The sequence below is a fragment of the Stappia sp. BW2 genome, from assembly GCF_008107695.1.
GTDB lineage: Bacteria > Pseudomonadota > Alphaproteobacteria > Rhizobiales > Stappiaceae > Roseibium.
On the sequence record NZ_VIRG01000056.1, the window covers coordinates 59,482 to 77,111 of the forward strand.

15 protein-coding genes are annotated in these 17,630 nt (G+C 61.0%); 3 read left to right on the forward strand and 12 right to left on the reverse strand.

Annotated elements, in window-relative coordinates; translation table 11 throughout:
- Window positions 1-43: 43 nt before the first annotated feature.
- The 3 genes from FMN63_RS07010 to FMN63_RS07020 all read right to left on the reverse strand — a co-directional run bounded on the left by FMN63_RS07010 (window position 44) and on the right by FMN63_RS07020 (window position 2,046).
- On the reverse strand, window positions 44-832 hold the full coding sequence (locus FMN63_RS07010) for a DODA-type extradiol aromatic ring-opening family dioxygenase (protein ID WP_148583242.1): 789 nt from the start codon (window positions 830-832) through the stop codon (window positions 44-46).
- A gap of 190 nt (window positions 833-1,022) precedes the next feature.
- Complete coding sequence (locus FMN63_RS07015) at window positions 1,023-1,604, reverse strand: OmpA family protein (protein WP_148583243.1); 582 nt, start codon at window positions 1,602-1,604, stop codon at window positions 1,023-1,025.
- Window positions 1,605-1,626: 22 nt separating this feature from the next.
- Window positions 1,627-2,046 carry a hypothetical protein gene (locus tag FMN63_RS07020; RefSeq protein ID WP_209000991.1) on the reverse strand — a complete coding sequence of 140 codons (420 nt, stop codon included), beginning with the start codon at window positions 2,044-2,046 and terminating at the stop codon, window positions 1,627-1,629.
- 175 nt (window positions 2,047-2,221) lie between these two features.
- Between FMN63_RS07020 and dut the strand changes: the two genes are divergently transcribed.
- The 3 genes from dut to cysK all read left to right on the forward strand — a co-directional run bounded on the left by dut (window position 2,222) and on the right by cysK (window position 4,431).
- Window positions 2,222-2,671, forward strand: coding sequence for a dUTP diphosphatase (gene dut, locus FMN63_RS07025; protein ID WP_148583244.1), 450 nt, complete (start codon window positions 2,222-2,224; stop codon window positions 2,669-2,671).
- A complete protein-coding gene (locus FMN63_RS07030; RefSeq protein ID WP_209000992.1) occupies window positions 2,671-3,327 on the forward strand; it encodes an HAD family hydrolase in 657 nt (218 codons plus the stop codon). The genes dut and FMN63_RS07030 overlap by 1 nt, the downstream gene beginning before the upstream one ends.
- 144 nt (window positions 3,328-3,471) lie before the next feature.
- Window positions 3,472-4,431: a cysteine synthase A gene (cysK, locus tag FMN63_RS07035; protein WP_148583246.1), complete on the forward strand. Its 960-nt coding sequence runs from the start codon at window positions 3,472-3,474 to the stop codon at window positions 4,429-4,431.
- Between the two features lie 64 nt (window positions 4,432-4,495).
- On the opposite strand, the gene speB is transcribed toward cysK, so the two are convergent.
- The 9 genes from speB to FMN63_RS07080 form a co-directional block, all read right to left on the reverse strand.
- Entirely contained in the window at window positions 4,496-5,455 is a 960-nt protein-coding gene (gene speB, locus FMN63_RS07040) for an agmatinase (protein ID WP_148583247.1), read from the reverse strand.
- 192 nt (window positions 5,456-5,647) lie between these two features.
- Window positions 5,648-6,238, reverse strand: coding sequence for a GNAT family N-acetyltransferase (locus FMN63_RS07045; protein ID WP_148583248.1), 591 nt, complete (start codon window positions 6,236-6,238; stop codon window positions 5,648-5,650).
- Window positions 6,239-6,245: 7 nt separating this feature from the next.
- Window positions 6,246-6,563, reverse strand: a complete 318-nt coding sequence (locus FMN63_RS07050; protein ID WP_148583249.1) for a heavy metal-binding domain-containing protein — start codon at window positions 6,561-6,563, stop codon at window positions 6,246-6,248.
- A 95-nt stretch (window positions 6,564-6,658) separates the two neighbouring features.
- A complete protein-coding gene (gene hisC / locus FMN63_RS07055) occupies window positions 6,659-7,720 on the reverse strand; it encodes a histidinol-phosphate transaminase (RefSeq protein ID WP_148583250.1) in 1,062 nt (353 codons plus the stop codon).
- 288 nt (window positions 7,721-8,008) lie between these two features.
- Window positions 8,009-9,808, reverse strand: a complete 1,800-nt coding sequence (locus FMN63_RS07060) for an NAD(P)/FAD-dependent oxidoreductase (RefSeq protein ID WP_148583251.1) — start codon at window positions 9,806-9,808, stop codon at window positions 8,009-8,011.
- 135 nt (window positions 9,809-9,943) lie between these two features.
- On the reverse strand, window positions 9,944-11,704 hold the full coding sequence (locus FMN63_RS07065) for a sigma-54-dependent Fis family transcriptional regulator (RefSeq protein ID WP_162855000.1): 1,761 nt from the start codon (window positions 11,702-11,704) through the stop codon (window positions 9,944-9,946).
- 115 nt (window positions 11,705-11,819) lie between these two features.
- Window positions 11,820-13,904 carry a peroxidase family protein gene (locus FMN63_RS07070; protein WP_148583253.1) on the reverse strand — a complete coding sequence of 695 codons (2,085 nt, stop codon included), beginning with the start codon at window positions 13,902-13,904 and terminating at the stop codon, window positions 11,820-11,822.
- Complete coding sequence (locus tag FMN63_RS07075; protein ID WP_148583254.1) at window positions 13,901-16,360, reverse strand: c-type cytochrome; 2,460 nt, start codon at window positions 16,358-16,360, stop codon at window positions 13,901-13,903. Before FMN63_RS07075 ends, FMN63_RS07070 begins: the two co-directional genes overlap by 4 nt.
- Window positions 16,361-16,648: 288 nt before the next feature.
- Entirely contained in the window at window positions 16,649-17,572 is a 924-nt protein-coding gene (locus tag FMN63_RS07080) for an ABC transporter substrate-binding protein (RefSeq protein WP_286192555.1), read from the reverse strand.
- Between the last annotated feature and the right edge of the window lie 58 nt (window positions 17,573-17,630).

Genomic DNA, 17,630 nt, shown 5'->3' on the forward strand with positions numbered 1-17,630 from the left:
CGATTGCGGCCCCTGCCTGCGCAGGGGCAGTCGACGGGTTATGTCAGGCAGCGAAGCGGAAGTAGCTCATGCTGATGGAGCCGTATTCGTAGCTTCTATGGAGAAGCTGTGCTTTTGCGTCCATGCCACCGGCGCCAAAGGCGAAGAACAGCGGCAGAAGATGCTCCTCCGTCGGGTGGTTGCGGCGGAAGTTCGGAACGCTCTGGATATCGTCGAAATAGCCGATCGATCCGGACTCCAGCCCGGTCTCCAGCCAGCGGTCGAAATCCACGGCCCAGTCCGGCGTCCTTGAGCCCTGCGGCCCGAGTTCACGCAGGTTATGGGTGGTGCTGCCGGAGCCTGCCAGCAACACGCCCTTGTCCTTGAGCGGCGCGAGCGCCTGGCCCAGGGCATAAACGGACGCAGGTGAGCTGTCATGCGGCAGCGACAGGGCGACCACCGGAATGTCGGCATCCGGATAGGCTAGCGACAGTGGCACCCAGGCACCGTGATCCAGTCCCCAGTGGCTGTCGAGTTCCACATCGTATCCAGCAGCTTCCAGCAGAAGCGCGGCTTCATCGACATGGTCCTCATCGGCCTTTGCCGGATAGGAGATTTCATAGAGCGGTCGCGGGAAGCCACGGAAGTCGTGATAGGTCCGCAGCGGGCCCGGCGCCGAGAGCTTCAAGCCGTCGGTTTCCCAATGCGCGGAGAGGATCAGGATTGCCTTCGGGCGTGGCTGGCTTGCGGCAAACCCCTTCAAAAACCGGCTGGCAGCGGTGTCTTCCAACGCCAGGGTCGGCGCACCGTGGGCGAAGAAGACGGGCGAAATGCTGTTTGGCGTAGCCGTCATGGGACCACTCCTCGGGAGAATTGTTTCTTCCAGAGAAGATAAGCCATTTGGCTGGAAGGATTAGACCAGAAAGGGGAGAAGGCTCGTTCGACAGAGGTGAACAATTCCCGCTTTCAGCGCCAACTGTTCAGACATGCCGCTTCCCCGCTGGGATCCGGCATGTCTCTTTTCGAACCGGCTTTCGGGCCGGTTATCTGTAACCCAGGTTGATAAGCTGGACGCGGCGGTTGATGGCGGCATCCGGTTTGGACGGATCGCGCAACTGTTCCTCCCCCAGACCGACAGCGAAGAGATATTCGCCCGGAACACGGAAGGTGGTCACCAGCGCCTCACGCACGGCCTGCGCGCGCTTCAGCGAGAGCTCCAGATTGTATTCACGCGCGCCTTTGGCGTCCGTGTGACCGACGATGAAGAAGGTCTGCCCCTGCAGATAAGGCGTGTGCAGGGCATCCGCGATCAGGCCGATGGTCTCGTAGGATGCCGGGCGAATACGGGCACTGTCAAAATCGAACGTGATCTCCACGTTGAACTGACGCAGGGAGGCAAGCTTATCGGCAAGCGGCAACGTGTTGGGAGCGTTTGCGCCCGGATATTTCCGGATGTTTTCCAGCGCGGCCTGCTGCAGTTCATCGGCCGTCAGATCAACCTTCTGCTGCGCCCCTTGCAGGGAATTGATGATTTCATTGCGGCTCAACTTGGTCTGGGCGGCAAGGCCCGACGCGGATACGGCAAGAAAGGCGGCCGATAAACCGGCCAAAAGCAACTTGTTCATGAAAATATCTCCCAGTGCCGAGTTAGCGGTACCCAGCCAGGTCAATGGCCGTGTTGCATTTTTTGCTGACGGAGGGCTGAGCCTTGAGCAGGCAGCGCAGCACGTGACCCGCACCGGCCTTGACGCCCTTGCAATATTGCGCAGCGTCCCGCTGGCACAGTTGAGGCACTTCTGCCTGAGCCGCCAGCCGCGCCTGGATGAGCGCAGTCACGGTCAGACGGTCCGCGTTGCATTGTTCCGAGAGCTTGGACTGGTTCTTTTCAAGACACTTGCTAATGCCGTTGTTGGCAAGCGTCGCGGACTTGCAATAGGTATCGATGTCCTTGCCACAGCTTGCGGCCAGGATCTTGATCGCGTCGGCGTAGCCGACCGTCTGTGCGAAGGCTGCCGGTGCCGCGACCAGCATTACCCCGGTGGTAAATGCAAAAATCAATCGTCTCATGTTGCCATTCTCCCAATCGCTGGCAAGTTACGATGCGATAGAGTGTTTCAGGTGCGGATTGCGACTGCAAGTAGACATCTGATTTTTATGCGAAGTTTCGCGTCCGCCTGCGAGCCTTGACAGGCACCGGCGAATATCGTCACTCGCCAGCAACACTCACTGCCGGACACTTTCTATGCCTGTAACACTGGAACTGAAGCGACTGGAGCACGGTCGCGATCTGCCACTGCCCGCCTATCAGTCGGTTCTGGCCGCCGGACTTGACCTTCTGGCTGCCGTCGACGGCAAGGTGACCCTCGCCCCCGGTGCGCGCGCCCTGGTGCCGACCGGTCTCGCCATGGCCCTGCCTGCGGGCTATGAGGCCCAGGTCCGCCCCCGATCCGGCCTTGCCGCCAAATACGGTGTTACCGTTCTGAACACCCCCGGCACAATCGATGCGGACTACCGCGGCGAGGTTAAGGTGATCCTGATCAATCTCGGCGAGGACCCGTTCGAGATTTCACGCGGAGACCGAATCGCCCAGATGGTGATTGCACCCGTGCTGCAGGCGGACATCGTTGAAGTTGAGGTTCTCTCGGAAACCGAACGTGGCACCGGCGGCTTCGGCTCGACGGGCCGCTCCTGATGCCCAGCCTCGTCATATTCGATTGCGACGGCGTGCTTGTCGACACGGAACGCATGGCAAATGCCAATATGGCCGCCATCATCACCGAGCTTGGTATTCCGATGACCGGGCCGGACTGCCAGCGCCGGTTCATGGGCCGGACACTTGAGGATGTCCAGTCCATGATCGAGGAATTGACCGGCAAGGTGCTGCCCGCCAACTGGCCGGATCAGGTGCGGCTACGCGACCTGGAAAAGTTCAAGGCCGGCGTTCCGGCGATCGAAGGCGTTGCCGGTGTGCTGGACGACCTTGACCGGCGCGGCGTTGCCTATTGCGTCGGTTCGTCCGGCAAATACGAAAAGATGCGCACGACACTCGGCAGTTCCGGCCTGCTGCCCCGGCTGGAAGACCGGCTGTTTTCCGCGCAGGACTGCGAACGCGGCAAGCCTGCGCCAGATGTGTTTCTGCTGGCGGCGCGCACCATGGGCCACGCCCCGGAAACCTGCGTCGTGATCGAAGACAGCCTGCCCGGCGTTCTTGCTGCCCGGGCTGCCGGCATGCGCGTGTTCGCCTTTGTCGAAGATCCGGCCTGTGACCGCAAGGCGATGCAGGATGCCGGGGCTATCCTGTTCGATGCGATGGTGGATCTGCCGGACATGCTCTTTTCCAAGAGCTGAAGCTTTTCTGGAAAAAAGTTCTACCGCCAGGTTCGCAAAGGCGCTTTAGGACCCTTATAACTTGTTGGAACCCGTACTATCTTATCGCAAGAATAGTTGAACGATGCCGGCGGAAGAAGATCCGGCCAACCTGGGAGACCTGCCATGACGATCAAGACCAGCGGTCGCGGAAAAATCTATTCCTCCATCACCGAGACCATCGGCGATACACCGATCGTCCGGCTGGACCGGCTGGCGAAGGCGCACGGGGTCAAGGGCAATCTCCTGGCGAAGCTCGAATTCTTCAATCCGATTTCCAGCGTCAAGGACCGGATCGGCGTTGCCATGATCGAGGCGATGGAGCAGGCAGGCCAGATCGTGCCGGGCAAGACCACGCTCGTTGAGCCGACCTCCGGCAACACAGGCATTGCGCTGGCATTTGTCGCCGCCGCCAAGGGCTACCGGCTTATTCTGGTCATGCCGGAAACCATGTCCGTGGAACGCCGCAAGATGTTCAAGATCCTGGGTGCGGAGCTGGAACTGACCGAAGGGCCGAAGGGCATGAAGGGCGCTATCGCCCGCGCCGAGGAACTGATCGGCGAAATCGACGGCGCGGTGATGCCGCAGCAGTTTGAAAACGCAGCCAACCCGGAAGTCCACCGCAACACCACAGCGGCAGAAATCTGGAACGACACCGATGGCGCCGTGGACGTGTTCGTCTCCGGCATCGGCACCGGCGGCACCATCACAGGTGTTTCCCAGGTGCTTAAAGAGCGCAAGCCGAGCCTGCGTGTCGTTGCCGTGGAACCGGCCGACAGCCCGATCCTGTCTGGTGGAGAGCCCGGCCCGCACAAGATCCAGGGTATCGGCGCCGGCTTCGTGCCGAGCGTGCTCGACACCTCCGTTTACGATGAAATCCAGACGGTCGCCAATGAGGATGCCTTCGCCATGGCCCGTGAAGTGGCCAAGACGGAAGGTGTGCCGGTGGGCATTTCCTCCGGTGCCGCACTCACCGCCGCTATCCGCGTCGGTCAGCGCGAAGGGATGGAAGGCAAGAACATCGTGGTGATCATCCCGTCCTTCGCCGAGCGTTACCTCTCCACGGCGCTGTTCGAGGGCCTCTAAGCCCACCCGACCCTTTCCAGAACGTTACCCCGCCGGCCGGTACAAACCAGCTGGCGGGGTTTTTTCATGGCTTGCGGTGATGAAGAACCCTGCCGATAGTGTTCATCAGAACCTGTGCGGCGAGGGTGCTTGTCGAGCCTGTGGGGTCGTAATCCGGCGCGACCTCCACCAGATCGATGCCGACGATATTCCCCTGTCTTGCCAGGCCGTCGAGCAATTCCAGCACTTCGTAATAGAGAAATCCGCCGTGGCTTGGGGTCCCTGTGCCCGGGGCGATGGACGGGTCAAACGCATCGATATCAAGTGTCAGGTAATAGCGTTTCCCGGCCGGTATTCGCGCCAGAAGCGCCTCCGTGCCGAGCTTGCGGACGTGGCGAACCGACAGAATGTCCGAGCCCATTCGGCGGGCGTCTTCATAACCATCGCGCGAGGTTGAGGACACATTCCGGATGCCGATCTGGGTCAGGCCGGTAACATAGGGCTTTTCCGCCGCGCGGCGCATCGGGTTGCCGTGGCCATAGCGGACACCATGACGTTCATCGACGAAATCCAGATGCGCATCGATCTGCACGACGTGGATCGGCTCCTGATCGTCAAAGGCGTTGATGCAGGGAATGTTGACCGAATGATCGCCGCCCAGCACCACGGGCAAGGCACCTGCCGCCAGGATCTTGCGCACGCCGAATTCGATACGTCTGTGGCTTTCGATCGTGTCCGTGTGCACGATGTCGGCATCGCCCAGATCGACGATGCGGGTCGTTTCCGCCGGCAGGTAGGTGATGTCGTCCTCGAAATCGTAGGCGCCCGCGTGGCCGAAGGAAAACAGCGTCGAGGCCTCCCGGATTCCGCGCGGTCCCATGCGCGCGCCCGAGCGCCACTGGGTGCCGAAATCGAACGGCGCGCCCATAACCGCGACATCCGCATCGATGGCATCCCAATCCGGCTGATAGGGATACTTGCCGAAAGTGCAGATGCCGACAAAGGGCAGGTTCAACCGCCCACTTTCATAACCGTGTGAGGACATTCAATGGCTCCTGTTGGGATCGGACCGACTAGAGCATCATTGCGGGAGAGGGGAAAGAGCCAGGCGCCATGTGGTGGGCAGACATCAGCCTCTTTTTCAAGAAACCCTCCGGGCTTATCTCTGAGTCACCCCGGGTGAACGACGTGAGACCCGGGGCGACAGCGGGGGTAGCAACGCCCCCAAGAGAACTGCCTAAACCTGCTTCTCCATGCGGGTTGCGGAGGAAAAGCCGAACAGAAGTTCGAGAAACCCTGTCTTTTCCTCGCCAACCGCCTTGAACCCCGAGCGTTCGTAAAGAGCCTTTGCCCTTGGGTTGGTGTCGATCACGTCCAGTCGAACGCGCGAGAGCGACTGACGGCGTGCTTCTTCGCCAACAGCTTTCAGCAAGGTGCCGCCGATGCCGCGTCCGCGGGCGCTTTCAGCAACAAAGATACCGTCCATCAGCAGGCAGTCCGGCTCGATGTTGCGTTCAAGTACATCCAGCAGGAGACCGCGCCACAAACCGCCGAACACGCCGTAGACCGCCGTCATGTCCGCGAGACTGCCACCGGCAAGCGCTCCATAAGCGGTCTTGTATCCGGCAAGACCCAGCAGCTGCCCTTCCCGATCGACAGCGCTGATGGCAAAGGCCGGATCGAGAATGCGTTCGATCAGCTGGAGCGCCTTTTTCTCCGGCGCCAGCACCTTGCCGAGCTTGCCGGAAAAGGCTTGCCAGAACAGGTGGGCGGCAGCCGGCCTCTGGTCTTCCGGGAACCCCGGAGAAATGAGAATGTCGGCTGACATGACAGGATCAGCGGATGAAGACTGCGGTGCCGGTGGCACTCACCATCAGCATGGAGCCGTTCTGGCCGACGGTTTCATAGTCGAGATCGACACCGATCACCGCATTGGCACCCATTCCCTGAGCCTGTTGGCACATTTCGTCGATGGCAATCTTGCGTGCCTTGCCGAGTTCTTCCTCGTAAGCGCCGGAGCGGCCACCGACAATGTCGCGAATGCCGGCAAAGAAGTCCTTGAAGATGTTCGCGCCGAGGATCGCCTCGCCCGTCACCAGACCCTTGTAGTCCAGATCCTTGCCCTGAATGGTGTTGGTGGTGGTGACCAGCATGCGGTATCTCCCTTTTGAGCCGATGATCGAGACATGGGTTCGCCCGCCTGCATTTGCAACAAACGGCGGAGCTGGAAGAGCTTAGGGTATGGACCCTAGCCGGCAACGAGCCTTGCCATCGCCTTCAGCAACGCCTCGCCTTCTTCTTCCGTACCGACGGAAATGCGCAGCCAGTTGTCGATGCGATCCTTGTTGAAGTGGCGGACCAGAATGCCTTCTTCCCGGAGGCCGGTCAGAAGCTCCCGTGCCGCGCTTGTTTCGTGCGACACGAACAGGAAGTTGGCCGCCGACGGCAAAACCTTGAAGCCGAGAGAGTGCAGCCCCTCCGCCATCCGCTGCCGTTCGGCGATCACCAGGCGCCGGGTTTCCTCGAACCAGGCCGTGTCCTGCCAGGACGCTTCGGCACCGGCAAGCGCCAGGCGGTCGAGCGGGTAGGAATTGAAGCTGTCCTTGATCCGCTGCAGGCCTTCGATCAGGTGCGGTTGGCCAAGAGCGAAACCGACGCGCAAACCCGCGAGCCCCCGCGATTTGGAAAAGGTCTGAACCACAAGAAGATTGTCGAATTTCGCAACCAGACCAGCGGCACTCTCGGCGCCGAAATCGACGTAGGCTTCGTCGACCAGCACGACCACATCCGGGTTTTGTTCCAGAACGGCCCGCACCGTCGCAAGATCGAGGGCAATCCCGGTCGGCGCGTTCGGATTGGCAAGCACGATGCCGCCGCAGGGCCCGCAGAGGCTGGCCGGATCAATCCGGAAATCGCCGTCGAGCGCTACAGTGCGGTGAGAAATGCCGAAAAGCTCGCAATAGGTCTTGTAGAAACTGTAGGTAATATCGGGAAACAGCAGCTTGTCCTTGCCACTGAAAAAACCGTGAAAGGCGTGGGCGAGGATTTCGTCCGAGCCATTCCCGGCAAAGACGTGATCCGCACTCAGGCCGAAGCTGGCGGCGATGGTTGCCCGCAACGCTACGGCGGTCGGGTCCGGGTAAAGCCTCAGACTTTCTTCTGTCGCCGCGCGGATTGCCCCGAGCGCGATGGGCGACGGACCGAAAGGATGCTCGTTTGTGTTCAGCTTGATAAAACTTCGGTCCTTGGGCTGCTCGCCCGGAGTGTAGGGCTCCAGTTTACTGACGATGGGGCTCCAGAACCTGCTCATAGACCGTATCCTGACGGAAATTGCTGCGATTTTTCGCACAATAGGCGCCACATCGGTGCGGTGAAAGAGATTTTGACATTCTTCCCGCCCGGTGTTGCCGACGCTTTGGTGCATAGGGTGGCCGGTTCACCTTGAGGTCCGGAACGTTTCAGGCTTTCGGTGGGGCAGGGAGGGCGCTGTTCCAGGGCGCTCCGTGCTAAGGAAATGGTGGGCGCGTACTCAAGAATAAACAAGCCGGGGGAATTCCCCCGGCTCTTCCATTTGTTCAGGTCCTGTCGGCGATGCCGGTCACGACAGATGATGCACCTCTTGCAGGCCGTAGACGGGGGTTGGCAGGCCTTCCATCCGCGCTTTCAACTGCAGCGCCAGATACTGCGAATAGTGGCGGGACTGGTGCAGGTTGCCGCCGTGGAACCAGAGCGCCTCCTGCTGGGTCGGCTTCCACATGTTGCGCTGTTCGCCTTCCCAGGGGCCCGGGTCCTTGGTGGTGTCCGAGCCAAGCCCCCAGACCTTGCCGATTTTGTCGGCCATCTCCTGACCCATCAGATCGGCGACCCAGCCATTCATCGACCCGTAGCCGGTGGCGTAGACAATCAGATCCGCTTCCAGCTTCGTGCCGTCGTCCAGAATGACCCCGTCTTCGACTACCTTGGTCACCTGGCCGCGCTTGAGCTTGATCTCGCCATCGATGATCAACTGGCTGGCTCCGATGTCGATGTAATAGCCGGAGCCTCGGCGCAGGTATTTCATGAAGAGCCCGCTTTCATCATCGCCCCAGTCCAGCCAGAACCCGGCTTTCTCAAGCCCTTCATAGAAGTCCGCGTCGCGCTTTTTCATCTCCGCATAAGCGGGGATCTGGAACTCGTGCATGATCCGGTAGGGCAGCGAGGCGAAGATGAGATCCGCCTTTTCCGTCGTCACGCCGGAGCGGACCGCCTCTTCGGAATAAAGCGCGCCGAGGCCAACGTCCATCAGCGTGTTGGAGCGCACGATATGGGTGGAGGAGCGCTGCACCATGGTCACGTCGACGTCGTTTTCCCAAAGTGCCGCGCAGATGTCGTGCGCCGAATTGTTGGAACCGACCACGACCGCCTTCTTGCCGCGATACCTGTCCGGCCCCGGATGCTTTGACGAATGGTGCTGATCCCCCTTGAAGGTGTCCATGCCCGGGAACTTCGGCACGTTCGCCTTGCCCGACATGCCGGTTGCCATGACCAGCTGCTTCGGCTTCAGCACCACTTCCTCGCCGTCGCGGTCCACCACGACGGTCCATTCCTTCTTGGCTTCGTCATAGGTGGCGGATTTGGCGACGGTGCGGGTCCAGTAGTTCAGCTCCATGACCTTTGTGTACATCTCCAGCCAGTCGCCGATCTTGTCCTTGGGGCTGAAGATGGGCCAGTTTTCCGGAAACTTGATGTAGGGCAGGTGGTCGTACCAGACGGGGTCGTGCAGGCAGAGGGACTTGTACCGGTTGCGCCAACTGTCGCCCGGCCGCTCGTTCTTTTCAACGATGATGGTTGGCACACCAAGCTGACGCAGGCGCGCACCGAGCGCGATGCCGCCCTGGCCACCGCCGATGATCAGGCAATAGGGCTGTGTCTTGTAACCGAGCTCCGCAAGTTCACGCTCGCGCTCTTCCTTCCAACTGGTGCGATGTTTGTTGGCGCCGTGCTTGGCCCCCAGCGGCCGGTTGAACCCCTTCGGCTCCTCATGGCCTTTCAACTCCGACATGGTCGTCAGCAGGGTCCAGATCTTGCCACCCTTCAGCCGGATCAGGCCGAAGCAGCGGGCACGTTCCGTCTCGAACTGGATCCAGGCGGTGACGACATCGCCCTCCTTCGTCGGGATCTCTCCTTCGGCGATCCGCCAGTTGCTCGGTCCGGTGGACGCCAGCTGTTTTTCCAGCATGTCGCGGACCTGATCCTTGCCCTCGACGGTCTTGATGTTCCAGGTAAAGGCAATCAGATCGCGCCAGTAGCAGTCATCCAGAAACATGTCTGTTGCCGCATCGATCTTGCCGTCTTCCAGCGCCTTGCCGAAGGCGTTGAGAAAAGTCTCGGTCTCGTGAACCAATGGTTTGTCGAGCATTTCAGTTCCTCCCTGTTTATGGAGGAAACAATGCAGAGCGCGCCTGCGTTTTGCCATGGAACGCCCAGCAATTAAGCCGTCAACAGCGCAGAAACGCCGTTTCCTGTTGCGCATGCAACAGAACGCAACACGTTGTCATGCACGCGGCCTGGGGCGTGGTCCCAAACCGAGAGTGCGCATTCGCCGGAGCACCGTCGACCGATTGACGCCGAGCCTTCGGGCGGCCTGAGACATGTTCCAGCCGCAGGCATCCAGAAGCGCCTCCAGTTCCTGTTTCGGATCTGTTTCGCTCTGCCTGGACAGTGTCGCCGGCGGCAGGTCCGGCAGGTCGATCACGTCCGTTTCGGCAAGCGCTGTCGCGACATCCAGCAACGTGGCGAGTTCGCGGATGTTGCCCGGCCAGTGCCGGCCGCCGAGTTCGGCCCGTGCCGCAGGCGACAGGCGAAGATCCCGAGGTGAGCGCCGCAACAGGCGATCGACCAGCCAGTCGAAATCCTGGCGGTGCCGAAGCGGCGGAATCGCGAGCACCGAACCGGCAAGTCTGAAATAGAGTTCCGGACGCAACGCGCGCACGCTTGTGGACCCGGCTGGGTCCTGACGCGTTGTCGCGACCACGCGAAAGTCGTTGCGGTGTTCCAGCAGGGCGAGCAAGGCGGCTTGACCGGCCATGTCGAGGTCTTCGATGCCGCGCAGAAACAGCGTTCCGGCAGTGGCCTCAAACAGTGCGCCGACCTTTTCCGGCTTCAGGGCCGAGCAGCAAAGCGCATGGAACGGACGGTCGGCAGGGCCAAGGACGTGAATGGCTCTTGCCAGATATTCCTTGCCCGTTCCGGTTTCGCCGGACAGCAGGATCGGAACCTGTGTTGGTGCGAGCCGGGCAACTTTCGACACCACCTGCGAGAGCGCCGCATCCTGTCCGCAGATACCGCGCAGCGGAGTAGGCAGAGCACTGGAAGCGGGCGTACGAGCCATCTGGGCCGCTTGTGGCGCGATGGCATGGCCGTAGAGCCCGCCGCCGTCACGCCGGCGCAAAACCCGGTCTTCTGTCGGGCGGCCGCGCATCAGCGACGGCAGATCGTCGACATCGAGATCCAGGTACATGTCGATCCGGCTGCCGATCAGGTCGGCAGATCCCCCGGGAGCCAGACAGGCCAGCGCCCCATGCGTCATTCCCGTTATCCGTCCGCTGTCATCGAGGGCGATGGCAGCTTCCGGATCGACTTCCAGAAATTCCGGAGAGGTCGCGAACCGCAAGACCCATTCCTTGCGCGTGGTCGCCATGAGGTTGGCCATCTCGACCCGGCGGGTGGAGGCCTTCACAAGATTCATCGCAAGGTTCTGGCTCGATTTCGGGCTTGGCGAGCGCAGGAGGGAAATATCCAGAACCGCCGCCAGCTTGCCGCAGGTGTCGTAGATCGGCGCCGCCGTGCAGGAGAGCGGCGTGTGCGACAGCCCGAAGTGATCGCTCTGGTGGATCGTCACGGCTTCGCCTGCCACGATACAGGAGCCAACACCGCAGGTTCCGGCCAGATCCTCCGACCAGTCGGACCCGAGATAAAGCCCGGCCTGCCGAAGATCGTCCTCGAACCGGGGATCGCCAAAGAAGTCGACACACACACCTTTGGCGTCGGCCAGCAGAAGCACGTAATTCTGGCCGGCAACCTGCTTGAACAGGGTGCGCAGGCCGGAGCGGGCCGTCGCGATCAACCGTTCGGATTGTTCCTGGTGTTCGCGCAATTGTTGTTCGGTGACGATATGCGCAGGTTCCGGCCGCGTCGGGTCCATGCCGTACGTCTGGACACAGCGCCGCCAGCTTTCCGAAACCAGCCCATCCCTGCCGGTCTCGAATCCTTTCAATACGCGGTCTATTTCACTCACATGTTCAAGGTCGCGCATGCCATCCTCCCTTGACATAAGCAACTCACGATAACCTTTCAGGCAGGCTTTGCAAATTTTGACGGCGCAAACTCAGTCTCGAAGGCCGACTTGAAGGGGGATCGGGTTCCGGGCTTCAACCCGGCCAGTTGAGCAGCGTGTCCTCGTTGATGGTGAAATTCGCGTTCGGTCTTTTGGCGTTGGCGGCCACGTTGAGATCGACGATGTTCTGGAAAGTGGAGGTCGCCTCGATTTCCGCCATACCGTAGTCGGTGAAGACCTCCGGCCCGAAGATATTCTTGGCCAGAAGCGGGTTGGTGAGCGCCTGCGAGAAGGCGTCGGATCCGACCATGGCCAGAAGCAGCGGCGGCAGGGGCCGTGCGCGCATCTGGTCCTCGGCCAGAAGCCCGATGGGCAGGTCCACACGGTCAATGCCGCGCACGCCATTCCAGTCCGGATAGAGTGCTTCCAGCTCACCCGCCAGGCGGGCATCACCGCCTGTCAGCTCCAGGAAACTGTCATAGGGACGCAGTTTCCAGGAGGCCCGATAGGCGTTGAAAGGTGCAAGGCGGAACCTTCTGGCAAACTCCAGCGTGCGCTCTTCCGCGCCCTGAAGGAAGAACGGCGTGTTGTGCAAGGTCAACTTGCCGGCCCGCTGGCGCGCCGCCGCTTCAATGACCGTCTCGACGCCGTGTTTCTCGATAATCGTGTTGTTGAAGCGGAAATTCTCGTTTTCCAGCACCTCGCCCTGGAACAGGAACCGGTCCGGCACCATGGGATGCCAGCGATAGAGCAGGTCGAATTCCAGTGCGATCCGGTTGGTGCGGTACCACAGGCGCCTGTCCGCATCGCCCGGCTCCACGAAGATCTTGAATGGCGAATTCGCGAGGTGATTGATGTAGTCCTCGATGATGACCTTGAGCAGCTTGACGATGTTGATGTTGCGCGCGGTTTCAAACACCCGGTCCGGACCGTAGTGCGGGTTCCGTTTTCCGATTTCACGCGCCAGGCGATTGTGTTCCCGCAGGAAGATCGTGTTGAGCGCGCTGTAGACGATGGTGGAATTGGCCCGCTCCAGACCGGCGGCATAGTGGCATTTCCAGCGTTCCGGCACGACAGCCCAATAACCGATGCCGGCCAGGAGCTCCCGGAGTTTTTTCGCCGTTCCCCATTCGGGATCCGGTCCGAGAAAGGTCGTCGCCCACATGGGCATGTAGTGGATGCCGGCAAATTCGCTTTTGACTTCCAGATCCGGACCGGCAAGCAGCGGTGGCAGCTCGCCAACCGACGTCTGCCGCGATTTCAGAAAGGCGCCGTCGCGCAGGAAAAAGGTTGTCTCTTCGCCCAGGCCATAGATCTGGCAGAGATCGATTTCGTGGTTCGAGGTGTTCATCCGCTTGTTCAGCGGATGGGTGCGCAGGAAACTGTCGGTGAACCACTGGGCGAAGAAGCAGAACAACGCGCTGGTGTCGCTCTCGACAATCGCGGTGCGTTTGTAAAGCTCCGCCACCCTCGGCACATCCGGCAGGGCATCGACGAACGCCTGATCGACAGGCGGCAGATGTCGGCCGGTGTAGCGCCGGTCGACCAGACCCGGCCAGCTTGCGAACGTGCTGGTGGTCTTTTCCGGATCCCTTTGGCCCGGAACACTTTCAACATGCGTCTCACGGTCGTATGGCGTCCAGAGGGAAAGCGGCAACGGGCGGCCGGGAGGGGCGCTCGATATGCCGTTGATCACGAGCCGGTTGATGGCGCGGCTGAGCGGACCGCAGCGCTTTACCAGCCTGACGAGCGCAGGAGAGGCCTCAGCCAGTTTCAGCGCCTGCTCTCCGACGAAAGCCAGTATCCGCTTGTGGAGCGGCGGATCCCGCAGGACATCGCGTTCGGAGCGGGCTCCAAGCTGATCCAGGAACGGCACGAACACCAGTGCGTAGACGATATGCGGCCAGACGTGGTGATGCCAGACATCCTGCAACACGACGATAAAAATGAAGGCAACGACCACATTGCCGCCGATGAAGATCCAGTAACCAATGCGCAGCCGCTGGTACATCAGCCAGTTTGCATAGGCACCGGCCCCGAGCGCCAGCCCCAGCACCATGTGGACGGGATCGAAATCGTAGCGGAAAAATTCCTCGAAGCCGCGATAGGCCATGATCGTGCCGACGAGCAGGCAGATGATATCGAGAAACGTTCCCTTGAAGGATGCACTAAGCTTCATGACCGCCCCGGATATTGCTTGGATTTGAGATATTCGATCAGCGCGGATGTCTCGCCGTCCGGCAGACCGGTGCCGTAGAGATGCCCGCCGTTGCCATTGCCGATCAGCCGCGTGTCGAACAGGAAGCCGTCGTCGCAGGCAAAGCCGACGTTCACCGGATCGAAATCCGTGCAGCCGCGATAGAAGGTTTCCGGGCGGTCTTCGGGCGGTAACAGCAGCGCCCGAAGCGTCGGCACGGAGCCGTTGTGCAGATAGGGTCCGCGCGCCCAGATGCCGTCCAGCGGCGTGTTGGCATAGCCGTCCGTTGCCCGGTAATGCGAAAACTGCCAGGTGTAGCCTTTTCCGACTTCGCCGAACCGGCTGACGAAATCTTCGTCGAAGAGATCGGCCCGTGCCGGATCTGTCTGGAGGTCCGAAAGCGGCGTCACCTGCCCGAAGGTCTCGCCTTCGGGGTCATGGCACATGCCGCAGCCTTCCCGCCGGTAGATTTTGGCGCCTTCAGCCGCCATGTCCGCATCGACAGGCAAAGGATAGGCAGGGGGCGGCAGGTCGCGCAGCCATTCCGCCTGAGCGTCGATCAGGCCGCGTTGCAGCAGCCATTCCTTGGCGCCACCGGCAAGGGCCGCGGAATAGTTGCGTTCGATCAGCGAATTGTTGTTGCCGTCCCAATGGAACCAGCCCCCTTCACGGATGCCCTGGTTCCAGACCGAGGGGAAATCGACCGTCCCGACCGCGTCGTCCTTTTCCGGGCCGTAGCCCCAGCGTGCACGCCAGCTATTGCCCGCATCCGTCCGCCCTGGGCCGTGCTGCGGCTTGACCTTCATCCAGTTGAAAGCCGTTGCCAGACCGTCGGACTGGTCCTTGATGCCAGGCACCAGAATGGTGCGCAGAAGCAACCGGTCAATTGGCCCCAGCGGCCGCCCGGCCTGTGCAGCGCTTTCGATCACCGCGTCGGCGGTCAACTTGTCGCTGGCGGCAACATAGCCCAGGAAGAGGATGTAGGACTGGATATCGAGTTGTTCGGCAGGCGCGCCCAGCACCAGCAGGGTGTTGCCGCCCGCGGTGACTTCCGCGCTGTGGCAGGTCGCGCAATTAAAGCCGACCCTCGGCACGCCAACCCGTCGGATGCTGAAACCGACCGGCAGTTTCTGTCCCGGCTCTTCGATGAAACCGAAAGTACGCCAGCCCTGTGGCAGCTCGTCCTTGAAGATCGTCGGCAGTTCGCGCCAGACCATATAGGGAAAGCCGTCCCATTCGGCGCCGATGGAGCCGTATTTGAACTCGGCAACCGGATTGGCGAAGGTTTGCGGCGGGCCAGGCTTGATCGTCAGGCGTTTGCCTTCCAGCAGAAGACAGGTCGCCAGCAGCAGTCCGGCAACAATCGCCAGCCACAGCGGCATGCCGCCTTTTACCGGCGATGCCGAAGGCTGATGGATCTGGTAGCTTTCCGGAATACCGGCGGAGATGGGCGGAACGACGCCATTGATCTCGTGCCGCTTGCGCGCGGCACTCTCGTAGGTTCGACGTCTTGCGAGATTGATGGCGCCCACGGGCTCATGGGCCGGCAGGCTGTTCCAGGGGGAAAAGGCGATGTTTTCGGCCAGCGGTGCATGCTGCTCAACGTCCTGCTGCAGGATCTCCAGCGTTGCCAGGACTTCGTGGCGTGCACCCGGCGCCTTCGACCAGGCAACCGATGGATCATCCACCGGCTGCGCTGCCGGATCTGTCTGCACGTCGACGCCGAATTCAAACGTCACCGGGCAGCGGACCAGGGTTTCCCTGAGCGCTTCCGCCAACTGACCGGGACCGGGCCTGGGCTCAGGCGGATCCACCGGTGCAGGCCGGGGCTTTGCCGTATATTTCACCAGCCGGTCGCCCAGCCTGTAGGGCGTGGTGCTGAAGTATCGGCATGAAAGCGGAGACTTTGGCCGGCCGGAAACAAAGTCGCGCATCCTGCCGAAGAGACTGAAGCCGGTGAGCAGCAGCCGCGACAGAGACTTCCACCTTGCAAGACCTCGCCCCAGCACAAGGGTGTTGATGTCGTCATAGTCGCCAAGGTCACCGGTGAAAAAGGTTTCGTGGTCGACAAGAACGAAGTCCTGTACCCGGCCGTCGGGATCTTCAGCAGACAGCCATTCCCTGTCGATGCCCAGCACCTTGACGGCCATGCCGTGGGCGTCGCGCTTGCGGTCATCCAGCTTGCGGCCATTGGAGAACCGGACATAGGCGTCATAGGTGCCCGGCAACGCGAAGAGACCGTGACGCAGGTCCTCGGGCACTTCGCCAACGACGAACCGTGCACGAACACAGCCATGATGTTTGGGATGCTGCGCGCGGCGCGCCTGACCGGGAACAGTGGAAATGGACTCCACGTTTGCTCGCGCAATGCTTTCGATCAGCTCCGCGTCGCTACCGTAATCCGTTCTGCCCGGCCGTGCCGGTTCACTGTCGGCCATTCAGCGCGCCCTCTCGCGTTTGGGATCGCACGCGATGGCCCGGATGTTCAGCAAACGGGCGCATGCGATTACCTAACGGAAGGCTAGCTCTTATTGACAAGGAAAGATAGGTTGCCGGCTACTGCCGGTGACGATCGTGTGACGCCATGCTTTTGAAATACAACTTGTTTTAATAGCCTGGTTGTATTTTGACGTTTCAGCAATCATGTTTGCGGCGCGCTGGCGGACAGTGCCGGCGAGACGGCCCGGGTCGACGTCTTGTGCCGGGCCGTGATCGGTCAAGAAGGATCAATCAGAGCTGAAGTCAACATTCACCCCGTAGATCCTCGCGATGTCCTGAAGCATGGTGCGGGCTGCGAGAATGCCTTGCGACGTTGCCCACACACCATCGTCGACCTTATGAGCCTTGCCCGACCTGACAACATCCAGATTGGCCCACAGGGGATCTGTCAGCGTTTCGCTTTCCAGGGCTGTGCCGTCACCGTTGCCGGTGTCATAGGTCAGGTAGAACATGCGGTCCGCTTCCATGTTCGGGATGCTTTCCTTGCCGACAGCCAGAGACAAACCGTCCTGCGCCTGAACCTCAGGCCGCTTGAAGCCGATGTCGTCCAGAACGACGCCGGAAAAGCTGTCGTAGCGATAAACGTAAAGCTGACCGGGCACAAAACGGACAACGGAAACCGTATCACCGGCATTCTCGCCAAGGGCAGAGCGCAACCGGTCGACATCGGCCTCATAGGCAGAAACAAGCGCTTCGCCTTCCGCTTCCATGTCAACCGACCGGGCATAGAGCTTCATGTTATCCTTGAAATCCGTGGCGTTGACGACAAACACCGTCGGCGCGATGGCGGCGAGCTGCGGATAGATTTCCTCGTGCCGTTTCTTGCTGCCGAGGATCAGATCCGGTTCCAGCATGGCGACCCGTTCCAGATTGACCGCAAGTTCCGTGCCCACAACTTCAACGCCATCCATCCGGTCACCCAGATGCGGGTACCAGGGATCGCCATACCAGGATGAGGCGGCACCAACAGGCGTCTTGCCCAGCATGAGCAGCGCTTCGGTGCCTTCATTGGTGAGAACGACGATCCGCTGTGGATTGTCCGGAACCTCGGTGGTGCCCATCACATGAGTGATTTCGGCAGCGGACAGGGCGCTAGGCAGGACACCGGCAAACAGAGCGGCGCAGACAAAGAGAATGGATAGAAAACGCAAGGGGGATCTCCGGCATAACAGGTTATCTGGCTTGCCGAACCCCGACTGGCTTGAGAGG

Coding starts and splice junctions, on each gene's coding strand:
- FMN63_RS07060 (WP_148583251.1), bottom strand. CDS start 9,808: ATGCTCGACAAACCATTGGTTCACGAGACCGAGACTTTTCTCAACGCC.
- FMN63_RS07010 (WP_148583242.1), bottom strand. CDS start 832: ATGACGGCTACGCCAAACAGCATTTCGCCCGTCTTCTTCGCCCACGGT.
- speB (WP_148583247.1), bottom strand. CDS start 5,455: ATGTCCTCACACGGTTATGAAAGTGGGCGGTTGAACCTGCCCTTTGTC.
- FMN63_RS07020 (WP_209000991.1), bottom strand. CDS start 2,046: ATGAGACGATTGATTTTTGCATTTACCACCGGGGTAATGCTGGTCGCG.
- dut (WP_148583244.1), top strand. CDS start 2,222: ATGCCTGTAACACTGGAACTGAAGCGACTGGAGCACGGTCGCGATCTG.
- FMN63_RS07015 (WP_148583243.1), bottom strand. CDS start 1,604: ATGAACAAGTTGCTTTTGGCCGGTTTATCGGCCGCCTTTCTTGCCGTA.
- cysK (WP_148583246.1), top strand. CDS start 3,472: ATGACGATCAAGACCAGCGGTCGCGGAAAAATCTATTCCTCCATCACC.
- hisC (WP_148583250.1), bottom strand. CDS start 7,720: ATGAGCAGGTTCTGGAGCCCCATCGTCAGTAAACTGGAGCCCTACACT.
- FMN63_RS07045 (WP_148583248.1), bottom strand. CDS start 6,238: ATGTCAGCCGACATTCTCATTTCTCCGGGGTTCCCGGAAGACCAGAGG.
- FMN63_RS07050 (WP_148583249.1), bottom strand. CDS start 6,563: ATGCTGGTCACCACCACCAACACCATTCAGGGCAAGGATCTGGACTAC.
- FMN63_RS07030 (WP_209000992.1), top strand. CDS start 2,671: ATGCCCAGCCTCGTCATATTCGATTGCGACGGCGTGCTTGTCGACACG.
- FMN63_RS07070 (WP_148583253.1), bottom strand. CDS start 13,904: ATGAAGCTTAGTGCATCCTTCAAGGGAACGTTTCTCGATATCATCTGC.
- FMN63_RS07065 (WP_162855000.1), bottom strand. CDS start 11,704: ATGCGCGACCTTGAACATGTGAGTGAAATAGACCGCGTATTGAAAGGA.
- FMN63_RS07075 (WP_148583254.1), bottom strand. CDS start 16,360: ATGGCCGACAGTGAACCGGCACGGCCGGGCAGAACGGATTACGGTAGC.